Origin of the sequence: Streptomyces sp. NPDC090741 (assembly GCF_044769045.1) — a bacterium.
Taxonomy (GTDB): Bacteria; Actinomycetota; Actinomycetes; order Streptomycetales; family Streptomycetaceae; genus Streptomyces.
In genome coordinates, this window is record NZ_JBIVXF010000017.1 from 38,730 (window position 1) to 62,118 (window position 23,389).

At 72.0% G+C, this 23,389-nt stretch carries 17 protein-coding genes and 1 pseudogene; 10 read left to right on the forward strand and 8 right to left on the reverse strand.

Features of this window, described 5'->3' with window-relative positions; translation table 11 throughout:
• The first annotated feature begins 12 nt into the window (after positions 1-12).
• Genes cydB through ACIQU4_RS34105 form a run of 3 tightly spaced genes read left to right on the forward strand, consistent with a single transcriptional unit; the run spans position 13 to position 6,373 of the window.
• Positions 13-1,014: a cytochrome d ubiquinol oxidase subunit II gene (gene cydB, locus ACIQU4_RS34095; RefSeq protein ID WP_403739129.1), complete on the forward strand. Its 1,002-nt coding sequence runs from the start codon at positions 13-15 to the stop codon at positions 1,012-1,014.
• Positions 1,015-1,048: 34 nt separating this feature from the next.
• Positions 1,049-4,612, forward strand: coding sequence for a thiol reductant ABC exporter subunit CydD (gene cydD / locus ACIQU4_RS34100; RefSeq protein ID WP_403739132.1), 3,564 nt, complete (start codon positions 1,049-1,051; stop codon positions 4,610-4,612).
• A gap of 24 nt (positions 4,613-4,636) precedes the next feature.
• A complete protein-coding gene (locus ACIQU4_RS34105; RefSeq protein WP_403739135.1) occupies positions 4,637-6,373 on the forward strand; it encodes a GAF domain-containing sensor histidine kinase in 1,737 nt (578 codons plus the stop codon).
• A 27-nt stretch (positions 6,374-6,400) separates the two neighbouring features.
• Here ACIQU4_RS34105 and ACIQU4_RS34110 read toward each other — a convergent pair whose 3' ends face one another.
• Positions 6,401-7,285 (reverse strand): Cof-type HAD-IIB family hydrolase, encoded by an 885-nt coding sequence (locus ACIQU4_RS34110; RefSeq protein WP_403739138.1) that lies wholly within the window; start codon positions 7,283-7,285, stop codon positions 6,401-6,403.
• Between the two features lie 148 nt (positions 7,286-7,433).
• On the opposite strand from ACIQU4_RS34110, the gene ACIQU4_RS34115 reads away from it, so the two are divergent.
• A complete protein-coding gene (locus ACIQU4_RS34115; protein WP_403739140.1) occupies positions 7,434-8,339 on the forward strand; it encodes an LLM class flavin-dependent oxidoreductase in 906 nt (301 codons plus the stop codon).
• 45 nt (positions 8,340-8,384) lie between these two features.
• On the opposite strand, the gene ACIQU4_RS34120 is transcribed toward ACIQU4_RS34115, so the two are convergent.
• The 3 genes from ACIQU4_RS34120 to ACIQU4_RS34130 all read right to left on the reverse strand — a co-directional run bounded on the left by ACIQU4_RS34120 (position 8,385) and on the right by ACIQU4_RS34130 (position 13,965).
• Positions 8,385-11,423 (reverse strand): tetratricopeptide repeat protein, encoded by a 3,039-nt coding sequence (locus ACIQU4_RS34120; protein WP_403739142.1) that lies wholly within the window; start codon positions 11,421-11,423, stop codon positions 8,385-8,387.
• Complete coding sequence (locus ACIQU4_RS34125) at positions 11,420-13,306, reverse strand: HSP90 family protein (RefSeq protein WP_403739144.1); 1,887 nt, start codon at positions 13,304-13,306, stop codon at positions 11,420-11,422. Before ACIQU4_RS34125 ends, ACIQU4_RS34120 begins: the two co-directional genes overlap by 4 nt.
• Positions 13,307-13,425: 119 nt before the next feature.
• The gene (locus ACIQU4_RS34130) at positions 13,426-13,965 is read right to left on the reverse strand and encodes an RNA 2'-phosphotransferase (protein WP_403739148.1); all 540 of its coding nucleotides are present in this window, start codon (positions 13,963-13,965) and stop codon (positions 13,426-13,428) included.
• Positions 13,966-14,108: 143 nt separating this feature from the next.
• Here ACIQU4_RS34130 and ACIQU4_RS34135 point away from each other — a divergent pair, with 143 nt between their 5' ends.
• Complete coding sequence (locus tag ACIQU4_RS34135) at positions 14,109-14,897, forward strand: aquaporin (protein WP_403739151.1); 789 nt, start codon at positions 14,109-14,111, stop codon at positions 14,895-14,897.
• Positions 14,898-15,047: 150 nt separating this feature from the next.
• Here ACIQU4_RS34135 and ACIQU4_RS34140 read toward each other — a convergent pair whose 3' ends face one another.
• The 4 genes and pseudogenes from ACIQU4_RS34140 to ACIQU4_RS34155 form a co-directional block, all read right to left on the reverse strand.
• Positions 15,048-15,962, reverse strand: coding sequence for a MerR family transcriptional regulator (locus ACIQU4_RS34140; protein WP_403739154.1), 915 nt, complete (start codon positions 15,960-15,962; stop codon positions 15,048-15,050).
• Positions 15,963-15,972: 10 nt separating this feature from the next.
• Positions 15,973-16,107: pseudogene (locus ACIQU4_RS34145) on the reverse strand (metal-dependent hydrolase); the annotation flags it as partial.
• A 16-nt stretch (positions 16,108-16,123) separates the two neighbouring features.
• Positions 16,124-17,905, reverse strand: a complete 1,782-nt coding sequence (locus tag ACIQU4_RS34150; protein ID WP_403739536.1) for an SDR family oxidoreductase — start codon at positions 17,903-17,905, stop codon at positions 16,124-16,126.
• 5 nt (positions 17,906-17,910) lie between these two features.
• Complete coding sequence (locus tag ACIQU4_RS34155) at positions 17,911-18,768, reverse strand: M24 family metallopeptidase (RefSeq protein WP_403739156.1); 858 nt, start codon at positions 18,766-18,768, stop codon at positions 17,911-17,913.
• Between the two features lie 263 nt (positions 18,769-19,031).
• Here ACIQU4_RS34155 and ACIQU4_RS34160 point away from each other — a divergent pair, with 263 nt between their 5' ends.
• From ACIQU4_RS34160 to ACIQU4_RS34180, 5 genes are all read left to right on the forward strand, one after another.
• Positions 19,032-20,015 (forward strand): ABC transporter ATP-binding protein, encoded by a 984-nt coding sequence (locus tag ACIQU4_RS34160; RefSeq protein ID WP_403739158.1) that lies wholly within the window; start codon positions 19,032-19,034, stop codon positions 20,013-20,015.
• Entirely contained in the window at positions 20,005-20,892 is an 888-nt protein-coding gene (locus ACIQU4_RS34165) for an ABC transporter permease (protein WP_403739161.1), read from the forward strand. Before ACIQU4_RS34160 ends, ACIQU4_RS34165 begins: the two co-directional genes overlap by 11 nt.
• Complete coding sequence (locus ACIQU4_RS34170) at positions 20,889-21,800, forward strand: ABC transporter ATP-binding protein (protein WP_385586716.1); 912 nt, start codon at positions 20,889-20,891, stop codon at positions 21,798-21,800. The genes ACIQU4_RS34165 and ACIQU4_RS34170 overlap by 4 nt, the downstream gene beginning before the upstream one ends.
• A gap of 14 nt (positions 21,801-21,814) precedes the next feature.
• Positions 21,815-22,534 carry an ABC transporter permease gene (locus ACIQU4_RS34175; RefSeq protein WP_403739164.1) on the forward strand — a complete coding sequence of 240 codons (720 nt, stop codon included), beginning with the start codon at positions 21,815-21,817 and terminating at the stop codon, positions 22,532-22,534.
• 85 nt (positions 22,535-22,619) lie between these two features.
• A complete protein-coding gene (locus ACIQU4_RS34180; RefSeq protein WP_403739167.1) occupies positions 22,620-23,288 on the forward strand; it encodes a rhomboid-like protein in 669 nt (222 codons plus the stop codon).
• The last annotated feature ends 101 nt before the right edge of the window (positions 23,289-23,389 follow it).

Below are 23,389 nucleotides of genomic sequence, written 5' to 3' on the forward strand. Positions count from 1 at the left end.
GGGGACCGCACCATGCAACTCCATGACGTCTGGTTCGTGCTCATCGCCGTCCTGTGGACCGGCTACTTCTTCCTGGAGGGCTTCGACTTCGGAGTCGGCGTCCTGACCAAGCTGCTCGCCCGCAACCGCACCGAGAGGCGGGTCCTGATCAACACGATCGGGCCCGTGTGGGACGGCAACGAGGTCTGGCTGCTCACCGCGGGCGGTGCCACCTTCGCCGCCTTCCCCGAGTGGTACGCGACCCTCTTCTCCGGGTTCTACCTGCCGCTCCTGGTCATCCTCGTCTGCCTGATCATCCGCGGTGTCGCCTTCGAGTACCGGCACAAGCGGGACGAGGAGCGGTGGCAGACCAACTGGGAACACGCCATCTTCTGGACCTCGCTGATCCCCGCGTTCCTGTGGGGCGTGGCCTTCGCCAACATCGTGCGCGGAGTGAAGATCGACGAGCACATGGAGTACGTCGGCAGCCTCTTCGACCTGCTCAACGGCTACTCCCTGCTCGGCGGACTCGTCACCCTCACCCTCTTCACCTTCCACGGAACGGTGTTCACCTCGCTCAAGACGGTCGGGGACATCCGGGAGCGCTCGCGCACGCTGGCGACGCGACTGGGCGTGCTCACCGCCGTGCTGGCCCTCGTCTTCCTGATCTGGACCCAGGTCTCGCGCGGTGACGGCAAGAGCCTGATCGCCATGGCCGTCGCGGTCCTCGCACTGCTCGGGGCCCTGGGCTTCAACCTGGCGGGCCGCGAGGGCTGGTCGTTCGCCCTGTCCGGGATCACCATCGCGGCCGCGGTCGCGATGCTCTTCCTGACGCTCTTCCCGAACGTGATGCCGTCCTCGCTGGACGAGGCCTGGAACCTCACGGTCACCAATGCCTCGTCCAGCCCGTACACCCTGAAGATCATGACCTGGTGCGCGGGAGTGGCCACGCCGCTCGTCCTGCTCTACCAGGGCTGGACGTACTGGGTGTTCCGCAAGCGGATCGGTACGCAGCACATCGTCGATGCGCACTGATCCCTGACCCTGCTTCCTGACCCTGCTCTGGGGGATGTTTCACGTGAAACCGATCGACCCGCGCCTGCTTCGGTACGCCCGCTCAACCCGCCTCTTCCTGGCGGCCGTGGTGGCCCTGGGACTTGCCGGGGCAGGGCTGGTCGTCGGTCAGGCGATGCTGATCGCCGAGATCGTGGTCGGCGCCTTCGAACAGGGGCTGGACGGGGAGGCGCTGCGGACGCCGCTGCTGCTGCTCGCGGCGGTCGCGCTGGGGCGCGGTCTGCTCGCCTGGCTCACGGAGCTGGCGGCCCACCGGGCCAGTGCGGCGGTCAAATCGCAGCTGCGGGGCCGGCTGCTGGACCGGGCCGCGGATCTGGGACCCGGCTGGCTGAGCGGGCAGCAGACCGGGTCGCTGGTGGCGCTGGCCACCCGGGGCGTGGACGCCCTCGACGACTACTTCTCCCGCTACCTGCCCCAGCTGGGGCTCGCGGTCGTCGTCCCGGTGGCGGTCCTCGCCCGGATCGTCACCGAGGACTGGGTGTCGGCGGCCATCATCGTGGTCACGCTGCCGCTCATTCCGCTGTTCATGGTGCTGATCGGCATGGCCACCCAGTCCCGGATGGACCGCCAGTGGCGGCTGCTGTCCCGGCTGTCGGGGCACTTCCTGGACGTGGTGGCCGGGCTGCCGACGCTGAAGGTCTTCGGCCGGGCCAAGGCCCAGGCCGAGTCGATCCGCAAGATTACCGACGACTACCGGCAGGCGACGGTGCGGACGCTGCGCATCGCCTTCCTGTCCTCCTTCGCGCTGGAGCTGCTGGCCACGCTGTCGGTGGCGCTGGTCGCCGTGACCATCGGCATGCGGCTGGTCCACGGGGAGCTCGACCTGTACACCGGGCTGGTCATCCTGATCCTGGCGCCCGAGGCGTATCTGCCGCTGCGCCAGGTCGGGGCGCAGTACCACGCGGCGGCCGAGGGGCTGGCGGCGGCGGAAGAGATCTTCGAGGTGCTCCAGACCCCTGTTGCGGCTTCCGGCGGCGTGGCCCCGGTGCCGGCCGCGGGGCTGCGGATCGAGTTCGACGGGGTCGCGGTCCGCTACGAGGGCCGGGGCGAGGACTCGCCCGGACCGGTCTCGCTGGCGGTCGGACCCGGGGAGTGCGTCGCGCTCACCGGACCGAGCGGGGCGGGCAAGTCCACGCTGCTCCAGGTACTGCTGGGCTTCGTCGAGCCGACCGCGGGTCGGGTGCGGATCGGGGGCGTGGACCTCGCCTCGCTGTCGCTCGAACAGTGGCGGGAGCGGATCGCGTGGGTGCCGCAGCGGCCGCACCTGTTCGCCGGGACGATCGCGCAGAACGTACGCCTGGCACGGCCGGACGCGTCTGCGGACGCGGTGGCCGAGGCACTGAAGGACGCCGGGGCGTGGGAGTTCGTGGCCGCGCTGCCGCGCGGTGTCGACACGGAGCTGGGTGAAGGCGGGGTCGGGCTGTCCGCCGGACAGCGCCAGCGGCTGGCACTGGCGCGGGCGTTCCTCGCGGACCGGCCGGTGCTGTTGCTGGACGAGCCGACCGCCGCTCTCGACGGCGAGACCGAGGCGGCCGTGGTCGACGCCGTACGACGCCTCGCGGCGGGCCGGACCGTGCTGCTGGTCGTCCACCGGCCGGCGCTGCTGGCCGTGGCCGACCGGGTGGTGCGGCTGGGCGAGGCGGGGGTCCTGCCGACTCCGTCCGCCGTCCGGCCCGGGAGGACCACGGCTGAGGCCTCCAACGGCCTCGCCGGGGAGCACAACGGGCCCTCCGACCCCGGGGAGTGGATCCTCGGCAGCGCCCCCGAGAGGGTGGCCAGGACCGGCGGCGCCGACTCGGGCGGGGGCGATCCGCTCCGGCGGGTACGGGCGGTGGCCAAGGCGTGGCAGGGGCGGTTCCGGCTCGGCCTGCTGCTCGGGGCATTGGCCGTCGGGTGCAGCGTCGGGCTGATGGCCGTCTCCGGATGGCTCATCTCGCGGGCTTCGCAGCAGCCGCCCGTGCTCTACCTGATGGTGGCCGTCACGGCGACCCGGACCTTCGGGATCGGGCGGGCCGTCTTCCGGTACGCGGAGCGGCTCGTCTCCCACGACGCCGTGCTGCGGATGCTCGCCGACCTGCGGGTGTCGGTGTTCCGCCGGCTGGAGCGGATCGCGCCCGCCGGGCTGCGCGAGCAGCGGCGCGGAGACCTGCTGGCCCGCCTGGTGGCCGACGCCGACTCCCTCCAGGACTACTGGCTGCGCTGGCTGCTGCCGGTCGGCACCGCGGTACTCGTCGGCACCGGCTCGGTCGCCTTCACCGCCTGGCTGCTGCCCGGGGCGGGAGCGGCACTCGCCGTCGGGCTGCTCGCGGCCGGGGTCGGGGTGCCGCTGGTCAGCGGAGCCTGCGCCCGGCGTGCGGAGCGGCGGCTGGCGCCGGCCCGGGGAGAACTCGCCACCCGGGTCGCCGATCTGCTGACCGGGACCGCCGAGCTGACCGTCGCCGGCGCGCTGGCAGGGCGGAAGGGCGCCGCGAAGGAGAGCGACCGGACGCTGACCGGCATCTCCGCGCGTGGGGCCGCCGCCACCGGGCTCGGGAGCGGGCTGACCGCCCTCGTGTGCGGGCTGACCGTGGTGGTCGCCGCGGCCCTGGCCGCCGACGCCGTGCACGAGGGGCGGCTGTCCGGGGTGGCCATGGCCGTGGCCGTGCTGACCCCGCTCGCCGCCTTCGAGGCGGTCAACGGGCTTCCGCAGGCCGTCCAGTACCGGCAGCGGGTGCGCCGCAGCGCCGAGCGGATCTACGAGGTCATCGACGCTCCCGTCCCGGTCGCCGAGCCGGAGCGGCCGGCCGCGGTACCGGCCTCCCCGTTCCCGCTGCGGCTGACCGGACTCGCCGCCCGGCATCCCGGGCAGGAGCAGGACGCGCTGCGCGGGCTGGACCTCACCCTGGAGGCCGGCCGGCGGATCGCCGTCGTCGGCTCCTCGGGTGCGGGCAAGACCTCGCTGGCGCAGGTCCTGCTGCGGTTCCTGGACCCGCACGAAGGTACGTACATCCTGGGCGGCACCGACGCGCGCACGCTCGACAGCGACGAGGTACGCCGGATGGTGGGCCTGTGCGCGCAGGACGCGCACCTCTTCGACAGCTCGGTACGGGAGAACCTGCGGCTGGCCCGGACCGGGGCGAGCGAGGAGCAGCTGCGGGAGGCCCTGGCGGCGGCCCGGCTGCTGGAGTGGGCCGAGGGCCTCCCGGACGGACTGGACACCCTGGTCGGCGAGCACGGCGAGCGGATCTCCGGAGGCCAGCGCCAGCGGCTGGCCCTGGCCAGGGCGCTGCTCGCCGACTTCCCCGTCCTCGTGCTCGACGAGCCGGCCGAGCACTTGGACCTGGCCACCGCGGACGCCCTGACGGCGGATCTGCTCGCCGCGACCGAGGGCCGCACCACCGTGCTGATCACGCACCGGCTGGCCGGCCTGGAAGCGGTCGACGAAGTGCTCGTACTGGAGCGCGGAGTGGTCGTACAGCGCGGCACGTACGCCGAGCTGGCCGCAGCCGAGGGTCCGCTGCGCAACCTGCTGGAGCGGGAGCGGTCGGCCGACCGTGCCCTGGCCGACTTTCCCCGGTAAAAGGGACTAACTAGTCTCAAGGGCATGTCAGTGCAGGAGTCGCAGGAACCGCCGGAGTCACCCCCCGGAACACCGGACCCGCTGGAGGCAGCCACCCAGGCCACCCGGAGTCTGCAGGGCCTCTCCACCGAGCTCACTGCCCGGGTGCCACAACTGCTGGAGGCCATGCGCTCCGTGGGCACCGGCCTCGAACTGCACTCCACCCTCGACCGCATCTGCGAGACGGCGGCCGAGCTCGCGAACGCCCGGTACGCGGCGATCGGGGTGGTCGACACCGAGGGCCGCGGCCTGTCGGACTTCGTCACCTTCGGCATCGACGCCGAGACGGCCCGGAAGATCGGGCACCGGCCGGACGGGAAGCGGGGCCTGCTCGGCGCGCTGATCTCCCATCCCGACACCGTGCAGCTCGCCGATCTCACGAAGGACCCGCGCTCGGCCGGGTTCCCGCCGCACCACCCGCCCATGAAGACCTTCCTCGGCGTCCCGATCCGGGTGCAGGGGGAGATCTTCGGCAATCTGTACCTCGCCGAGAAGAACGGCGGCGGCCGGTTCAACGACTACGACGTCCACATGGTCCGGGTCCTGGCCACCGAGGCGGGCATCGCCATCGGCAACGCCCGGCTGTACGAGGCCGCCACCCAGCGGGAGCGGTGGATCGACGGCTCGGTGGCCGTCACGACCGCCCTGCTGTCGGGCGGGGACGCGGACGACGCCCTTTCGGTGGTGGCCGAGCAGGCCCGCCACCTGGCGGATTCCGCCGCCGGAATCGTGATGCTGCCGGCCGAGGAGGGCGGCATGGAGATCGTCGCCGTCTCCGCCGAGAGCGCGGCCACCTCGCTCGGTCTGGTGATCCCTGCCGAGAGCCCGGTGGTGGCGAAGCTGCTCGAAGGCGAGCCGGTCTTCGTGGAGGACGCTGCCAGCGACCCCCGCATGATCAGTCGGCTGACCAGCCAGTACGGGCCCTGCATGATGTTGCCGCTGCACAGCGGCGGGCGGGTGCTAGGCGCGCTGGTCACCCCGCGGGCGCGTGGCAAGAGGCCGTTCAGCGAGGCCGAGCGGACACTGGCCACCCAGTTCGCCTCCCAGGCGGCGCTGGCGCTGATGATGGCCGAGGCGCAGCGCGACCGGGAGCGGCTCGCGGTGTTCGAGGACCGTGACCGGATCGCCCGGGACCTGCACGACCTGGTCATCCAGCGGCTGTTCGCCACCGGGTTGATGCTGGAGGGAGCCCAGCGGCGCTCCGTCGTCCCCGAGGTCGTCGACGGAGTCGGAAAGGCCGTGGACGAGCTGGACGTGACGATCCAGGAGATCCGCACCGCGATCTTCGCGCTCCAGCAGGGACCGGCCGAGGCTCCGTCGGGGCTGCGCACGCGGGTCCTGCGGGAGATCAACATGGCCGCGGTGCCGTTGGGCTTCAAGCCGGCGCACCGGTTCCTCGGGCCGATCGACACGGTGGTCGGCGAACTGGTGGGCAAGAACCTGATCGCGGCGCTGCGCGAGGCCCTGTCGAACGCCTTCCGGCACGCGGAGGCGTCCCGGATCGAGGTGGTCGTGGACTGCACCGGCACGCTGGCCGACGGGAGGCCCGGGGTGCGGCTGGAGGTCGCCGACGACGGCGTGGGCATCCCCGAGGGCGGCCGGCGCAGCGGGCTGCGGAATCTGCGCCGGCGGGCCGAGTCGCTGGGAGGGTCGAGCTCGTACGGCACCGGCATCGGGGAGGACGGCACCGGGACCACCCTGGTGTGGGAGGCCCCGCTCTGACGTCCCGGGCTCGTCCTAGCGCTCGTCCTAGCGCTGCTGCGCGGCGCGATCCGCGAGGATGCGCTCGATGACCACGGCAACGCCGTCCTCGTTGTTGGCGACCGTACGGCCGGAGGCGGCCGCGATCACGTCCGGGTGGGCGTTGCCCATCGCGTACGAGGTGCCCGCCCAGCGGAGCATCTCCACGTCGTTCGGCATGTCCCCGAAGGCGACGACCTCGGCCGGTGAGATACCGCGCTCGGCGCAGCACAGCTCCAGGGTGCTGGCTTTGGAGACCCCCGGTCCGCTGATCTCCAGCAGAGCGGTCGGGCTGGAGCGGGTGATCGACGCGTGGGCGCCGGCGGCCGAGCGGGCGAGCGCCAGGAACTCGTCCGGGGCGAGCTCGGCATGGTGCGCGAGGAGCTTGAGGACGGGAGCGGAGGTGTCGTCCGCCTCCTCCTCCAGCAGCTTCTCGGCGGTGGCCACATGGGCACCCGGGTCCTGGAAGAAGGGCGGGTACAGCGGCTCGTAGTTGATGCCGGTGGTCATCTCGACCGCGAAGGAGGTGCCCGGTGCGGCGGCGCGCAGCGTCGCCACGACCGTCAGCGCCGTGGCCCGAGGCAGCGCGCGGACCTGCACGAACTCCCGGCCCGCGTGGAGATCGACCACCGCGGCCCCGTTCGCGCAGATCGCCAGGCCGTGGCCGTGGACGTGGTCAGCGACCACGTCCATCCAGCGGGCCGGGCGGCCGGTCACGAAGAAGACCTCGACCCCGGCCTCCTCGGCAGCGGCGAGCGCGGCGACCGTGCGGAGCGAGACGGATTTGTCGTCGCGCAGCAGGGTGCCGTCGAGGTCGGTGGCGATGAGCCGGGGAGTGGGGGTTGGCCCGTCCGGGCGCTGGGGAGCCGAGGTCACGGATCCATCTTCACCCATGGCCTTGCGACAGCCGACCAGAGTGGGCCGGGCTCCTGCGCCGGATGGCGATGTTTCTCCCCCCGCTGCCGGCGGGCGGGTGCTCACGGTGAGCCGGGGGCGGGCGATGTTTCACGTGAAACATGAGCGGGGCCGTAGTCTCGAACGCATGAGTCTGCGTCTGAGCACTGTGATCCTCCCGGTACGCCCGTGGCGTGAGGGCGGCCGTGACCAGTGGGTGCGAGCCGAGCGGCTCGGATTCCACACCGCATACACCTACGACCACCTGACCTGGCGGTCCTTCCGCGACCGGCCGTGGTTTGGCGCGATCCCGACCCTGACCGCGGCGGCTGCCGCCACCGAGAAGATGCGTCTGGGCACGCTCGTCACCTCGCCGAACTTCCGGCACCCGGTGACGCTGGCCAAGGAGCTGATGTCGCTGGACGACATCTCCGGCGGCCGTTTCACCCTCGGCGTCGGCGCCGGCGGCAACGGGTTCGATGCCTCCGCCCTGGGACAGGACCCCTGGACCCCGCGTGAGCGTGCGGACCGCTTCGCGGAGTTCGTACCGCTGCTGGACCGGCTGCTCACCGAGGCCGCGGTCAGCGAACGCGGCACCTTTTACTCCGCCGACGAGGCCCGCAACCTCCCCGGCTGTGTGCAGCAGCCGCGGCTGCCCTTCGCCGTCGCCGGGAACGGCCCGCGGGGCATGAAGCTCGCCGCCGCCCACGGCCAGGCCTGGGTGACCACCGGCGATCCGAAGCTCTTCGAAGAGGGCACCCCCGAGCAGTCGGTGGAGGCCATCCGCGGCCAGCTGGCCCGGCTCGACAAGGTGTGCGCGGAGATCGGCCGCGCGTCCGAGCTGATGGCGAAGATCCTGCTGACCGGCTTCACCCCGGACCGCAACACGATGCTCGACTCCGTCGACGCGTTCGTCGACTTCGCCGGCCGTCACCAGGCGCTCGGCATCACCGAGATCGTGATCCACGCGCCGATCCCGGACTCCGAGTTCGCGGCCGACGAGAACGTCTTCGAACAGATCGCCACCGAGGGCCTGGCCCAGCTGGACAGCTGAAACGGAGGATGCCCCCGTCGCCGCCGGGCGACGGGGGCATCGCACTCAGGACCGCAGGCTGTCGAGGGCGGACTGGGCGCGCTCCAGCAGATCCTCCGGGACCCCCTCGGGCATGGCCCGGAGTTCCTCGATCAGTACCGAGAGCCGAGCGGCTCCCGCCTCGGCGCGACCGATCTCCTCCTCGGTCCAGGCGGCGTACTGCACGCACTGGAGCCGGTCCCCCAGATGGTCCGGACCCAGTTCCGCGTACAGGTCGCCGGCCCGCGCAGTCAGTTCGATCTCCTCCAGCCGCAGTGCCTCGGTGTCCACCTCGGCTCGGCGGGAGCCCTGACCCTCCCCGCCGTCCTCGTCGCCGTCCTCGTCGTCCCCGCCGTCCTCGTCCGCTGCCTGCTCGTGCGAGGTGACCCGCCGGTCGAGCACCTGCGCCAGCTGCAGCCAGGTCTGGGCGAGCTCGGCCCGCAGCTGCGGGACGGCCTGACCCTCGCCCGTCTCCGCGTTCTCGGCCAGCGCGGTCTCCAGAACCCCGGCGGCCTGGTCCATCAGGTCCCGTGCCCGCGCCCACGCCGCCGCACTGGTGTCCCCGCGCGGCGCCATCCAGGCCAGGGAGCGCAGGATCCGCACTTCGGCGATCGGTGCATCCCCCGCCATCCGGAACAGCTCCAGGGACCGCTCGTACGCGGCGAGTGCCTCCTGGTCCAGGCGCGCGGTGGACAGCTGTTCCGCCGCCGCCTGTGCCAGGGCGGCCTGCGGGCGGGGGTCCTCCCAGCCCTTGGCCACTTCCGCCGCCAGCAGGTACTGCTCCGCCGCCGCCCGGGAGTCGTTCAGCTGTCGCAGCAGATCGCCGAGGAACTCCCGTACGGAGACGGCCTGTCCCTCGCCGTGCTCCAGCAGATCGGGCAGCGTCGACTGCAACACCTCCGCCGCGTCGGCGTGCCGGCCCTCCCGCGCGTACGCCCGGGCCAGCACCAGCCGGGCCTGCGCCCCGCCGTCGGCGGTCAGACCCGCCTGGTCGAACCAGTGCGCCGCGGTGAGGGCGTGCTCGGCCGCTTCCGCCGCCGCGTCGGCCCGGCGCAGCAGGATGTCCGCGAAAGTGAGCCGTACGACGCCCTGCGTCTCGGCCTCCGTCACCTCCGCGGAGTGCTCCAACGCGGAACGCGCCGCCTCCTCGGCCTCCTCGGGCCGCTCCACCGACATCAGCACACCGGCCCGCAGCACCAACGCGTCCACCGCCTGCCAGGGCAGGCCCGCCGACACCGCCCGCGACGCGGACGAGGCCAGCAGCGGCAGGGCCCGCTCGGGCTCGCCCTGCGACAGCGCGACGCGGCCCAGCATCTCCTCGGCCTCGGCCGCCAGATCGGGCAGATCCTGTGCGTACGCGGCGACGAAGGCGCCGAGTTCGGCCGCCAGCTCGCCGTGCCCGTGGTCCTGGCCGGGCTCGTGGAGGTGCTCGTGCTCGGGGCCGGCCTCCAGCGAGCGCAGGTACGACTCCACGCGGATCGACGACAGCTCCGCCAGCGCGATCCGGCGCCCGCGCAGCGGCTCCTCCGCGTCCAGCGCCTCGGCGGCCTTCAGGGCCACCGCCAGCAGCTCCCGGATCCGCTGCGGCTCGGCCCCGGACTGCGCGGCCGCGCTCGCCAGCCGCAGCTCCGCCAGCGCCGCGCGCTCGGCCTGGCCGAGCGCGCGGTAGCGGTCGCGGACCGCCTCCAGCAGCTCCGCCGCGTTCCCGGCCCCGCCGCGGGCCGCAGTCAGGGCCCGCTGGTCGGCCACGTCGGCGGCGAGCAGCGGGTCCACCCCGTCCTCCGGGCGCGCGTCCACCCGTACGCCGACCTCGGCCCAGAGCGCGTCCGCGGCCGGATGCCGCTGTTCCCGGGCCTGCCGGGCCCGCTCCACCAACTCCTCGAAATCGGCCGCGGGCGGCGCCGGCACGGTCGCGGCCGCAGGGGCGTCCACAGCGGCGGCCGGCTGCGGCAGCGCCGTGCTGCGCACCCCCAGCGGCAGTACGCCGACCAGCGGCTCCCGCCCGATCCGGGCGAGGAAGCGGTCGGAGACCCGGGTGGTGCCGTTGCGGGCGTCGAAGCGCCGGGCGATCTGGAGCGAGCTCGCGCGCAGCACCTCGTACAGCTCGGAGACCGTGTGCGGGACACCGTCGTACGGGACGGCCGGGCTCTGGCCGTGGCCCAGCTCCGTCAGCCTGCGCAGCAGCACGAGGATGCCGCCGTGGAATGCCATCTGGTCGTCGACGTTGACCAGCGGACTCATGTGGGCGGCGTGCTCGGCGAGGATCTCCAGGCCGCGCGACTCGTTGCCGCTCAGGGCACAGAACTCGATGTGCTTGGCGATGGAGGGCAGCAGGCTCTCGTTGCCGCGGGCCATGCGGTAGCCGCGTACGTGGTGCGAACGGGCCTCGTCGAAACGGCCCAGGCGCAGCAGCGGCAGCAGCGAGGTGGCGAGCAGCCGGTGGGGTTCCTCGGCGCAGGTCCGCTCGCCCGCCAGAACGGGTTGCCAGAGCTCCAGGGCCCTGGCGTCGTCCCCGCGCAGCACGGCGTACGCGCCCTGGCCGTTGAGCTCGCAGGCGTGGCAGTCGCTCATGTCGTCGCGGTCGGCGGCCAGCCAGGCCTGGTGGGCCCGCTCGGCCCGGTCGTCCTGGCCGATCGCGTCGGCGAGCCACAGCTCTGACTCGCGGACCGGCCGCTCGCTGTAGCCGGCGATCCGGTAGCGGCGCTCCATCTCGTCCAGCCAGCCGACGGCGGACTCCAGCGGGATCTCGGGGGAGTCGCTGATGGCCGTGGCCACCCACTTGAACTGCCAGAACAGGGAATGGGCGTCCCACCGGCCGAAGGCGCCGGGGTCCTTGTCGTACTCCTGGAGCAGCCGGGCGAAGGGCACCAGCATCTTGGAGGACTCGGCACTCCAGAGATAGGCGTTGATCAAGTTGTCCAGGGCCGTGCGGAACAGGGCCGCGTCACCGATCGCCTCCGCCGCACCCACGAGCACCTCGGCGTGCGCGTTGCGTGCGGCTCCGTTCGGGGAGTTCCTGTTCTCGGACAGGCCCTGCTCGATCTCCTCGCGCGTCAGCATGGTCACTTCTGTCCCTCCGGGGAGTCGGTGGAGTGGGTCGCCCATTCCAGGAGCCCGAGGAAGGCCCGGTTGAGCAGCGTGGAGTCGGCGGGGCGCAGCGGCCGCTGGGACATCAGCAGTGCCTGCCCGTACAGCGATTCGACGGCCGTGCCGGTCAGTGCCTCGTCGGGCAGGGCCGAGATCCGGCGGATCAGCGGGTTGTTGTGGTTGAGCACCAGGCGGGCGCGCGGCGCGGAGCCGCGCAGGGCGCCGAGGATTCCGCTCCACAGGGAGTCGGCGCTGTCCAGCGCCGCCGTACGGTCGCGCTCCTGGCGGGCCTGGCGGTCGTCGAGGTAGAGCGCGGGGACGGACACGGGCTGGAAGGCACGCAGCACGACGTCGCAGCCCTGTGCCTCCAGCCGGGTGCGCGCCGTGGACAGGAAGGGCGCGAGGGCCAGTTCGGCGGAGGTCGGGACCGGGTCGAGCCGCTCGGTTACGGCTCCGGCGTCCAGTTCCGCGACCTTGAGGTCCGGTCGCACGGTGGGCAGCAGGGCGAGCAGGTCGGCGTCGTACGTGTATCCGGCGTTGATGACGCCGAGGCCGTGGGCCGCCGCGATCGGGGCGATCTGGCGGAACTCCTCCACGGTGCGCGTGAAGTGGATCTCACTGTGGGCGGCCGTGAACTCCTGGAGGCTCATCGAGCCCTCGCTCGTCTCGAACGGCAGCCAGGGCAGCATCAGGCCGAGCAGTTCGGCGTCGTGCCGGGCCAGGGACTTCACCCCGAGGTGGTGGACGCTCAGGAAGGCGGCCAAGCGCTCCGGTTCACTCGCGGCGAGCTCGGCGAGCCAGGCCCGGACCCGGGCGCCGAGGGCCTCGCGTACCGCGGACAGGGTCTCGTCGTCGTACAGGTTCTCGCGGGAAGCGGTGGGCCGCAGCGTGTCCGTGTCGATGACCGCGCGGACGAAGAACGCCCAGTCCGGCAGCAGGTTGTCGGCGTGGTCCGTGAGCAGCATGCCCTTGAGGTGGACGCGGTGTCCGGCCCGGTGGGCGGGGCTGGTCGGCTCGGGCAGGACGTACGCCACTCCGCGCACCCCGGCGACGGGCAGGTCGAGGTCGATGCTGTCGAGCGGGGTGAAGCCGAAGAGCTGCGCGCAGTGGCCGGCGAGCGCGACGCGGCGCGCGGCGGGGGTGGGGAAGGGGCGGTCCCACACGGCGGGCCGGTCGGTGATGCCCCGCGGCTCGCCGCCTTCGCCGCCCTGGCCGCCCTGGCCCTCGCCTTCGGTGAAGGTGATGTCGTACGGGAGCAGGGAGCCGTAGTCACGGGCCAGCTGCTCGACCTTGGCCGGGACGGTCCACTCCTCGGCTCCCGGGCGGGCCTGCAGGATGACCGTGGTGCCGGGCTCCCGGCGGGCCTCGTCGGGCAGTTCGCGGACGGTGTACGAGCCGTCGTCCGTGGCCAGCCATTCGACGGGCGCGGCCTGGGGGTCGCGGGCGGAACGGGTGATGACGCGGATCTGGCGGGCCACGACGAAGCAGGCGAGCAGGCCGATGCCGAACTGGCCGAGGAACTCCCGGCGGGTGGTCTCGAGGCCGTGGTCACCGCCGCGCTTGGAGCTGCGGCCGATGGTGGCGAGGAGGGAGTGGGCCTCGGCGGCGGTCAGGCCGATGCCGCTGTCCTCGATGGTCACCCGGCCCGCGGACGCCGACAGGCGGATGCGGATCTCTGCCTGCGGGTCGAGTGCCTGGCGGGCGGTGACGGCGTCCACCGCGTTCTGCAGCAGCTCGCGGACGTAGACGCGCGGGCTGGAGTAGAGGTGGTGGGAGAGCAGGTCGACCAGGCCGCGCAGATCGACTTGGAAGCTGTTGGCGGAAGGGTCGGAGTGGGTGGAGGAAGGGGATGTGGACGTCATGGGGCGTCACCTCGCGTGCTCGCATGGATGGTTCGGCGATCGCGAGGTACCCCCCTCACGGATCGGAATGAGGAACAGAGTAGGGGGATGATCTGACAATCTCGTCGTGAATTCCCGCGCTAGGAGAAGCGCAGGAACTGCGGCGGTACGGCGTCCGCCAGCCACACCCCGTTGGCGCTGACCCGGAAGACGTGCCCGGCCGCGCGCATCGCCCCCGCGTCCACGGCGAGCACGACCGGCCGGCCGCGCCGTGCGCCCACGCGGGTGGCGGTCTCCCGGTCGGGGGACAGGTGGACGTGGTGGCGGGCCATGGGGCGCAGGCCCTCGGCGCGGATCGCGTCCAGGGCGGCGGCCACGGTGCCGTGGTAGAGGTACGCGGGCGGTTCGGCCTCCGGCAGGTCCAGGTCCACGGGAACGGTGTGGCCCTGGTTGGCGCGGATGCGGGTGCCATCGAGGGCGAACCGCTGCTTGTCGTTGGCCGCGACGACGTGGTCGAGCTCGGCGCGGCTGATGGGGAAGCGGTGGGCGGCGGCCGCGCGGAGAAGATCGTCGATCTCCACCCAGCCCTGGGGATCGAGCAGCAGTCCGATGCGTTCCGGCTGATGCCGCAGATGTTTCGAGACGTATTTGGACACCTTCACGGTGCGTCTGTCGTCCATGAGCCCAGCTTGCCCGGTCGTGCAGGGGTCGAGCAGGGATTTATCGGCGCTCCGCCGGACCGCGGCACGGTGGTAGACCCTCTATCGCGTTTCCAAGATACGGAATACATTTTCCGCTGTACTGCTGCCCGAGGGGAGAACCCATGACAATCCACGCTTCCCTGCCGCGCCGTGCGGTCGCCGAGTTCGTCGGCACCGCCGGCCTTCTCGTGGTCGTGATCGGTTCCGGTATCCAAGCCGCCGACCTCAGCCGTGACACCGGCGTCGCCCTCGTCGCCAACTCGCTGGCCTCGGCCATCGGCCTCGGCCTGATCATCACCCTCCTGGGGCCGCTGTCCGGAGCCCACCTCAACCCGGTCGTCACCCTCACCTCCTGGTGGGCGCGCCGGACCGGGGGCGAGGGGCTCGGCGGCCGGGAGGCCCTCGTCTACGCTGCCGCCCAGACCGCCGGCGCCATCGGCGGGGCCGTCCTCGCCGAGGTGATGTTCGGCCGCACCCCCGGGACCTTCTCCACGCAGGTCCGCGGCGGCGGCCACCTGCTCGTCGGCGAGATCGTCGCCACCGCCGGGCTCGTCCTCGTCATCCAGGGCCTGGAGCGCATCGGGCGTCCGAAGCTGATCCCGGCCGCGGTCGCCGCGTACATCGCCTCCGCGATCTGGTTCACCTCGTCCGGCTCCTTCGCCAACCCGGCGGGCACCATCGGGCGCGCCTTCAGCGACTCCTTCACCGGGATCGCCCCGCAGTCGCTGCCCGGATTCGTCGCGGCGCAGGTGGTCGGCGGCGTGCTGGGCCTGGCCCTCGCCGCACTCCTGTACGGGAGCACCCGGCGCGGTGCGCAGGAGGTGCCGGCCGGCCCCGTCAGAGTCGCCGGCCCCACCGGCACCTTCGGCAGCACCAGCCCTGTGAACCCCGCGTACGAGACCATCGGTTGAGCTGCCCGCACAGGCTTCCACAGCGCCGCCCACAGGGCCGTCCACAGAGTTGCCCACAGGCAACACCGACTTGTCCACAGCTGGTTGGGTCGGATTTGAGGGCAAACGAGTGATCCGCCCTGTGGACTACTGACCGGGTGCCGGCGGCCGTTACCCGCCGCCCCGGCGGGCCAGCTCGTTCATCGTCCGGGCCTGGAGCTCCCGCTCCGTCGCGGCCCGGACGAACTCCCCCACGTGCTCGGCGCCGACCAGATCCTGCACCGCCCGTACGGTCTCCGCCGGCAGGGCCACCGGCGCGGGTCCCGAGGACTGCGGGGCTCCGGCCGCCCCCAGGTGGCGCTGCAGGTGCCGGGTGGCGAACAGCCGCATCGCCCGCGCCAGCTCGGCGTCCACCGTCTGCTGGGCCAGGGGGCGCAGTCTCCGTACCATCGTCGCCGCCTCCGCCGCGTCCGCGTCCGTCGGCGGGACCTCTCCGAGGTAGCGGGCGAAGACGTGCTCGGTGGTGAACTCCAGGAACCGCGAGGCGATGTGCTCCACCTGCCCGCGCAGCTCCCGCAGGTGCCCGGTGATCGCCGACAGCGGCACCCCGGCCGCGTACAGCTCGGCGGCCACGGTCAGCTCCTGCGGGGAGGGCACCAGGAACTCGTCCGGGCGCCCCGGGATCGCCTCCAGCACCCCCAGCTCGCACGCCTCGCCCACGGCGTCGTCGTCGGGACGTCCGCCGAACCGCTCGTTCAGCTCGGCCCGGCTGATCCGGGCGGCCTCCTCGTCGGTCCACGGGCCGTGTACCTCGGCGACGAGCCCGAGCACCCCGCCGAGCCCGCGGCCGGCGTCCCAGGCCTCCAGCAGTTCCTTGATGGAGGCCAGGGTGTAGCCGCGGTCCAGCAGATCGGCGATCTGGCGCAGCCGCGCCAGATGGGTGTCCCGGTAGACGTTGGAGCGACCGCGCCGCTCAGGCTTCGGCAGCAGCCCACGGTCCTGGTACGCCCTGATCGTGCGCACCGTCGCCCCGCTGTGGTGCGCGAGATCCTCGATCCGGTACTCGGCCACCGCCTGTTCTGACAATCCCGGCTCCCTACGACATGGCGGCTCGGCCGACCGCGGCCGCCGCGGCCCGGGCGGCAGGCGAAGCCGCAAGGTACTCGACCGCCCTGCGCAGCGAGCCCTCCTGCGAGGGATGGTACGACCGCCGGAAGAAGCGGGATATGGCCGTGCGGGGCTCGCGCTCACAGCCGGGGCTCCAGTTTCGCGAGCCGCCGCAGGGCGCCCGGCGCGAACCGGGACATCCACAGCGCGCCCTTGGACTCCGGGGTCACCGGCACCACGGCCTCGTTGCGGACCACGGCCCGCACGATCGCCTCGGCGACCTTCTCCGGAGGGAAGTTGCGCAGTCCGTACAGCCGCGAGGAGCGCTCCTGGCGCCGCTTCTCCTCCGCCGCGTCCACCCCGGCGAAGCGCGAGGTGGCGGTGATGTTGGTGTTGACGATGCCGGGGCAGATCGCGGAGACCCCGATCGACTGCGAGGCGAGCTCGGCGCGCAGGCACTCGCTCAGCATCAGGACCGCGGCCTTCGAGGTGCTGTACGCGGGCAGCGTCTTGGACGGCAGGTAGGCGGCGGCGGAGGCGGTGTTGACGATGTGCCCGCCCTGGCCGCGCTCGGCCATCTGCTTGCCGAAGATCCGGCAGCCGTGGATGACACCCCACAGGTTGACGTCGAGGACCTTCTTCCAGTCCTCCGAAGTGGTCTCCAGGAAGGGCCCGGACAGGCCGATCCCGGCGTTGTTGACCAGGACGTCCACGATGCCGTACTCGGCGGCGGTCTTCGCCGCGAGCTTCTCCATGGCCTGCTCGTCGCTGACGTCGACGCACTCGCCCCAGGCCTCGGGGGCTCCGACGAGCCGTGCCATGTCGGCGGTGCGGGCCGCGCCCTCGGCGTCCCGGTCCACGCACACCACCCGGGCCCCGGCCTCGGCGAACGCGAACGCGGTGGCCCGGCCGATGCCGCTGGCGGCGCCGGTGACCAGTACCAGCTGGCCGCCGAACCGATCGGCGTACTTGCCCGGAGCCTTCTGCTCCGGCGCCCGGGTGGCGGGCTCCTCCCGGGCGGTGACGAATTCCGTGATCCACGCGGCCAGCTGGTCGGGCCGGGTCCGAGGCACCCAGTGCTTGGCGGGCAGGGTGCGCCGCACCAGGTCGGGGGCCCACCGCTCCAGGTCGTCGTAGAGCCGCTCGGAGAGGAAGGCGTCCCCGGTCGGGGTGATCAGCTGGACGGGTACGTGCGCGTACGCGTCGGCGCGCGGCCGGCGCAGCCGGGGCCGTACGTTGTCGCGGTAGAGCCAGGCTCCGTGCGCGGCGTCCGAGGGCAGCGAGGCCGTCGGGTAGGAGCCTGCCGGGACCTTCTCCACGCGCTCCAGCATCCGCGGCCACCGCTTGCCGAGCGGCCCGCGCCAGGCGAGCTCCGGCAGGACGGGGGTGTGCAGCATGTACACGTACCAGGACTTGGCGCCCTGGCCGAGTAGCTGCGCGGCCCGGCGCGGGGTGGGCCGGGTCATCCGCTTCTTGATCCAGTGCCCGAAGTGGTCCAGGGAGGGGCCCGACACCGAGGTGAAGGAGGCGATCCGGCCCTCCGTACGGGCGACCGTCGCGAACTCCCAGCCCTGTACGGAGCCCCAGTCGTGGCCGACCAGGTGCACCGGGCGGTCCGGGCTGACCGCGTCGGCCACCGCCAGGAAGTCGTCGGTCAGCTTCTCCAGGGTGAAGCCGCCGCGCAGGGGCACCGGCGCCGTGGAGCGTCCGTGGCCGCGTACGTCGTAGAGCACCACGTGGAAGCGGGACGCGAGCCGCTCCGCGACATCCGACCAGACCTCCTTGCTGTCCGGGTACCCGTGCACGAGCACCACGGTCGGCCGGTCCGCCTCGCCGAGCTCGACGACGCACAGCTCGATGCCGCCGGTGCTCACCCGGCGCTCGCGCGCCCCCGTGAGCCCCGGCCCCTTGCTCCCGCTCATGCCGCTCATGCTGCCTTCTCCTCGGCCCAGCGCCGCACGTGCGGCAGATCGTCGTCCAGCCAGAACGCGCTCTCCCCGGGATCCCGTGAGTCGGTGACGACGAGGATCTCCTCGAACTTCGCGCCGGTGCCCCGGAACCCCAGGTGCGGTTCCACCGCCCACAGCCCGGGCTGCGGCGGGTGGTCGGAGAAGCGGTACGGGCTCCACAGCGGGGACCAGCCCTCGCGGTGTCCGTGCAGGGCGTCGGAGGCCAGCCCCTTGAGGGACTGCGTCCCGAACCCGAAGACGGTCGGGGACCAGCGCCGCTCCCTGACCCGGTCTATCTTGTGGGCGATCACGCCGAAGGGGTAGGCGCGGTGCCGGTTGGCATACCCCTGGCGGATCATCAGCCGCTCGACGTTCTCGTAGATCTCGCGCAGCGGGCGGCGCTCGCGGACCTGCTCCAGGATCAGCTCGCGGTGCACCCGCAGATCGGACATGAGCCGGTCCTGTACGGGGTTCAGCCCGAGGCTGCCCGAGTATCCGATGTCGGCCGCGTACCCCTTGTACACGGGCGCCATGTCGAGGATGAACGGCATCCCCGGCTCCAGCTTCCGGTTCGTCGGGAAGAACTGGAGCGGGATCTTGAAGTTCGCGAAGGCGGTGCGGTCCCCGAACCACGCGAACGGCAGGTGGAACCAGTCCCGCACCCCGCGCTCGCGCAGCCATTCGCGCTGCATCCGCGCCGCCTCGCGCTCGGTCACCCCCGGGCGCAGCTGCGCCGCGACGGTCTCCGCGCACTCGTACGAGAGGCGTTGCACTTCCCTGAACCCGCGCAGGTCCGGCGAGAGTTGCGCGGTGCGTTGCCTGGTGTCCGCAGCCATGACAGCCGTCCGTCCGTAGAGCCGTACGCGCTACGCGCCCGTAACTTGACACTGATGAATGTGACAATGACCGGAGATCACGTCAAGGGTCGTGCACGGACCTGTGGACAACTTGTCCGATCCACCGCGTACGGTCCGCTTCGCCGGGCCTCTTCGACCGGTCCGCATCAGCCTTTCGTCAGGGTGTGTAGTCCTGAAGGCGGAGACGGGATGACGCTCCAGGTCTGACGATCGGCGCGGTCCGCGCCACTAACGTCGAAGCCGTGACTGTCATCGCGACCGAAAGCCTGAGCAAGCGGTACCCCCGAGTGACCGCAATCGACCGGCTCTCCCTGGACATCGGGCCCGGAGTGACCGGCCTCGTGGGTGCCAACGGAGCCGGCAAGTCCACGCTGATCAAGATCCTGCTTGGACTGTCCCCCGCCACCGAGGGCCGCGCCGCCGTGCTCGGACTCGATGTCGCCACCCATGGCAGCGCCATCCGCGAACGCGTCGGCTACATGCCCGAGCACGACTGCCTGCCGCCCGACGTCTCGGCCACCGAGTTCGTCGTGCACATGGCGCGCATGTCCGGGCTCCCGCCGACCGCCGCCCGCGAGCGGACCGCCGACACCCTGCGCCACGTGGGCCTGTACGAGGAGCGCTACCGCCCCATCGGCGGCTACTCCACGGGCATGAAGCAGCGGGTCAAGCTGGCCCAGGCGCTCGTCCACGACCCCCAGCTGGTCCTGCTCGACGAGCCCACCAACGGCCTCGACCCCGTCGGCCGCGACGAGATGCTCGGCCTGATCCGCCGGGTCTACACCGACTTCGGCATCTCCGTCCTGGTCACCTCCCACCTCCTCGGCGAGCTGGAGCGGACCTGCGACCACGTCGTGGTCGTGGACGGCGGCAAGCTGCTGCGCTCCAGCTCCACCAGCGACTTCACCCAGATCACCACGACCCTCGCGGTCGAGGTCACCGACACCGACACCCACCCGGACGGCACCGCCGCCCTGCGCAAGGCGCTCGCCGACGCAGGCCTGACCCTGTACGCGGGCGAGGAGCAGGGCCTGCCCGGAGCCGGCCACATCCTGCTTCTGGAAGCCACCGGAGAGCAGACCTACGACATCGTGCGCGACACCGTCGCCGACCTCGGCCTCGGCCTGGTCCGCATGGAGCAGCGCCGCCACCACATCGCGGAGGTCTTCCGCGACAACGACCAGCAGCAGCTCGTCCGGAAGGGAGCCGGTTCCGATGGCGCCTGACACCTCGACCCAGATCCACAACATCGGCTACCGGTCCTATGAGGGAGCCCGGCTCGGCCGCGCCTACGCCCGCAAGTCGCTGTTCTCGCAGTCCCTGCGCGGCGCCTACGGACTCGGCAGGTCCGCCAAGTCCAAGGTCCTCCCGATGCTCCTCTTCGCGGTGATGTGCGTCCCCGCGCTGATCATCGTCGCGGTCGCCATCGCGGTGCCCGGCTCCACCAGCCTGCCGATCAAGTACACGACGTACGCCCTGACCACCCAGGTGATCATCGGCCTCTTTCTCGCCTCGCAGGCACCGCAGTCGGTCTCCCGTGACCTGCGCTTCAAGACCGTGCCGCTGTACTTCTCGCGGCCCATCGAGCGCGTCGACTACGTCCTCGCCAAGTTCGCGGCGATGGCCTCGGCGCTGTTCATCCTCACCGCCACCCCGCTGCTGATCATGTGGATCGGCTCGCTGCTGGCCAAATTCGACTTCGCGGACCAGACCAAGGGGTTCGCCCAGGGACTGGTCTCCGTGCTGCTGCTCTCTGTGCTGTTCGCCGGCCTCGGCCTGATCATGGCCGCGCTCACCCCGCGCCGCGGCTTCGGCGTCGCCGCCATCATCGCCCTGCTCCTGATCCCCTACGGCGCGGTGACCGCCGTCCAGGGCATCGCGTACAACACCGGTTCGACCGGTGCCATCGAGTGGATGGGCCTGTTCTCCCCGATCACCCTGATCGACGGCGTGCAGACGGCCTTCCTCGGTGCCACCTCCGCGTTCCCCGGCGGAGACGGCCCCTCGGCCGGCGTCGGCTTCGTCTACCTGCTCGTCGTCCTCGCCCTCATCGCCGGCTCCTACGCCGCCCTGATGGCCCGCTACCGGAAGGCCGGGCTGTGACCACCATCGACATCGACCACACCTCCCGCTGGTTCGGGAACGTCGTCGCCGTCAACGACGTGACCATGCACGTCGGCCCCGGCGTCACCGGACTCCTGGGACCCAACGGCGCGGGGAAGTCCACCCTCATCAACATGATGGGCGGCTTCCTCGCCCCCTCCACGGGTACCGTCACCCTCGACGGCGCGCCGATCTGGCAGAACGAGCAGGTCTACAAGCAGATCGGCGTCGTGCCGGAGCGCGAGGCCATGTACGACTTCCTCACCGGCCGGGAGTTCGTCGTCGCCAACGCCGAGCTCCACGGCCTCGACGACGCGGCCGCCCAGCGGGCGCTCGCCACCGTCGAGATGGAATACGCCCAGGACCGCAAGATCTCCACGTACTCCAAGGGCATGCGGCAGCGCGTGAAGATGGCCTCGGCCCTCGTCCACGACCCGTCCGTGCTGCTCCTCGACGAGCCGTTCAACGGCATGGACCCGCGCCAACGCATGCAGCTCATGGAACTGCTGCGGCGCATGGGCGACGACGGCCGCACCGTGCTCTTCTCCTCCCACATCCTGGAGGAGGTCGAACAGCTCGCCTCCCACATCGAGGTGGTCGTCGCCGGACGGCACGCCGCCTCCGGCGACTTCCGCAAGATCCGCCGCCTGATGACGGACCGCCCGCACCGCTACGTGGTCCGCTCCTCCGACGACCGGGCCCTCGCCGCGGCCCTGATCGCCGACCCCTCCACCGCGGGCATCGAGGTCGACCTCAAGGAAGGCGCCCTGCGCATCCAGGCCGTCGACTTCGGCCGCTTCACCGAGCTGTTGCCACAGGTCGCCCGTGCGCACGGCATCCGGCTGCTGACGGTCTCGCCTTCCGACGAGTCCCTCGAGTCGGTCTTCTCCTACCTCGTCGCGGCCTGAAGGAGCTGGCACCCATGTACAACCCCACCGTCGCCCGGCTCACCTACCGCGCGCTGCTCGGCCGCCGCCGCGCTCTGATCCTCTGCGGGCTGCCCGTCCTGCTGATCGTCATCTCCATCGCCGTCCGCGCCTTCACCGGCCTGGACGACAAGGTCGCCGCGGACCTGCTGGGCGGCTTCGCCCTCGCCACCATGGTTCCGCTGATCGGCGTCATCGCCGGTACCGGTGCCATCGGCCCCGAGATCGACGACGGCTCGATCGTCTACCTGCTCTCCAAGCCGGTGAAGCGCCCGACGATCATCATGACCAAGCTGATCGTCGCGATCGGCGTCACGATGGCCTTCTCCGCCGTCCCGACCCTGATCGCCGGGTTCATCCTCAACGGCAACGGCCAGCAGATCGCCGTCGCGTACACCGTCGCCGCCCTCGTCGCCTCGATCGCCTACAGCGCCCTGTTCCTGCTGCTGGGCACCGTCAGCCGGCACGCGGTCGTCTTCGGCCTGGTCTACGCCCTGATCTGGGAGTCGCTCTTCGGCAGCCTGGTCTCCGGCGCGAAGACCCTCAGCGTCCAGCAGTGGGCCCTGGCCCTCGCCGAGAAGGTCGCCGGCGAAGGCTACGTCGACGCCACCGTCGGCCTGCCCACCGCGGTGATCCTGCTCTGCGTGGTCACCGTGGGCGCCACCGTCTACGCCGGCCAGAAGCTGCGCCGCCTCACCCTGGCGGGCGAGGAGTAGACCCCCGCCGTACCGGCTTCACGCCCGGTGCCCCGCCCGGCCCACAGGCCGGGCGGGGCACCGCCGTACGGGGCAAAATCGGGGCATGGTCGAGCACCCCGAGCCCGAGCCGTCCAGGCCCGTACGGTCCTGGATACGCTCCTCGCCGGGTACGCACATATGGCTGCTGCTCCTCGCCGTCACGAGCATCATCGTCGTGATCGCGCCCGACCACCTCGAACACGTCCTGCTTCACCGTCACAGCAGCAACATCCACGAACTCACCCGGCACCCCGTGCGGGCCCTGCTCTCCAGCGCCTTCTGGATCGAGAACCCGGCCTCGCTCGCCCTGTACGCCGTCCTCTTCGAGCTCTTCCACGCGCCCGTGGAACGCTGGCTCGGCACCCTGCGCTGGCTCGCCATCGTCGCGACCGCCCACATCACGGCCACCCTGGTCAGCCAGAAGATGGTCCTGATGGCCATTCAGGACCACCGGGCCCCGCACAGCATGGTCCACGTCGTCGACGTCGGCGTCAGCTACGGCCTCGCGGCCTCGATCGGGGTCCTCACGTACCGGCTCCCGAACCCGCTGCGCTGGCTCTACCTCGCCGGTGTCGTCGCCTTCTTCGGGCTGCCGCTCCTCACCGGAGGCACCTTCACCGACCTCGGGCACGCCATCTCGCTCTCCGTCGGCCTGCTCGCCTGGCCGCTCACCCGCCACCCGCACCCCAGGCATGTTTCACGTGAAACAGAGCACCGGGCCGGCCACGGCTGATCCGCGGAAATTGACTGGTACGGGACCTGCGCCCCGGGCAGAGTGAGTCGTGCGGGGAGCAACAAAAAGGTCCGGAGCAGCCACTTCGAGCGCGCCTCACG

Excerpts from the sequence above, each read along its gene's own strand:
- cydB (WP_403739129.1), top strand. The coding sequence starts at position 13 with ATGCAACTCCATGACGTCTGGTTCGTGCTCATCGCCGTCCTGTGGACC.
- cydD (WP_403739132.1), top strand. The coding sequence starts at position 1,049 with ATGTTTCACGTGAAACCGATCGACCCGCGCCTGCTTCGGTACGCCCGC.
- ACIQU4_RS34105 (WP_403739135.1), top strand. The coding sequence starts at position 4,637 with ATGTCAGTGCAGGAGTCGCAGGAACCGCCGGAGTCACCCCCCGGAACA.
- ACIQU4_RS34110 (WP_403739138.1), bottom strand. The coding sequence starts at position 7,285 with ATGGGTGAAGATGGATCCGTGACCTCGGCTCCCCAGCGCCCGGACGGG.
- ACIQU4_RS34115 (WP_403739140.1), top strand. The coding sequence starts at position 7,434 with ATGAGTCTGCGTCTGAGCACTGTGATCCTCCCGGTACGCCCGTGGCGT.
- ACIQU4_RS34125 (WP_403739144.1), bottom strand. The coding sequence starts at position 13,306 with ATGACGTCCACATCCCCTTCCTCCACCCACTCCGACCCTTCCGCCAAC.
- ACIQU4_RS34130 (WP_403739148.1), bottom strand. The coding sequence starts at position 13,965 with ATGGACGACAGACGCACCGTGAAGGTGTCCAAATACGTCTCGAAACAT.
- ACIQU4_RS34135 (WP_403739151.1), top strand. The coding sequence starts at position 14,109 with ATGACAATCCACGCTTCCCTGCCGCGCCGTGCGGTCGCCGAGTTCGTC.
- ACIQU4_RS34150 (WP_403739536.1), bottom strand. The coding sequence starts at position 17,905 with ATGAGCGGGAGCAAGGGGCCGGGGCTCACGGGGGCGCGCGAGCGCCGG.
- ACIQU4_RS34155 (WP_403739156.1), bottom strand. The coding sequence starts at position 18,768 with ATGGCTGCGGACACCAGGCAACGCACCGCGCAACTCTCGCCGGACCTG.
- ACIQU4_RS34165 (WP_403739161.1), top strand. The coding sequence starts at position 20,005 with ATGGCGCCTGACACCTCGACCCAGATCCACAACATCGGCTACCGGTCC.
- ACIQU4_RS34175 (WP_403739164.1), top strand. The coding sequence starts at position 21,815 with ATGTACAACCCCACCGTCGCCCGGCTCACCTACCGCGCGCTGCTCGGC.
- ACIQU4_RS34180 (WP_403739167.1), top strand. The coding sequence starts at position 22,620 with ATGGTCGAGCACCCCGAGCCCGAGCCGTCCAGGCCCGTACGGTCCTGG.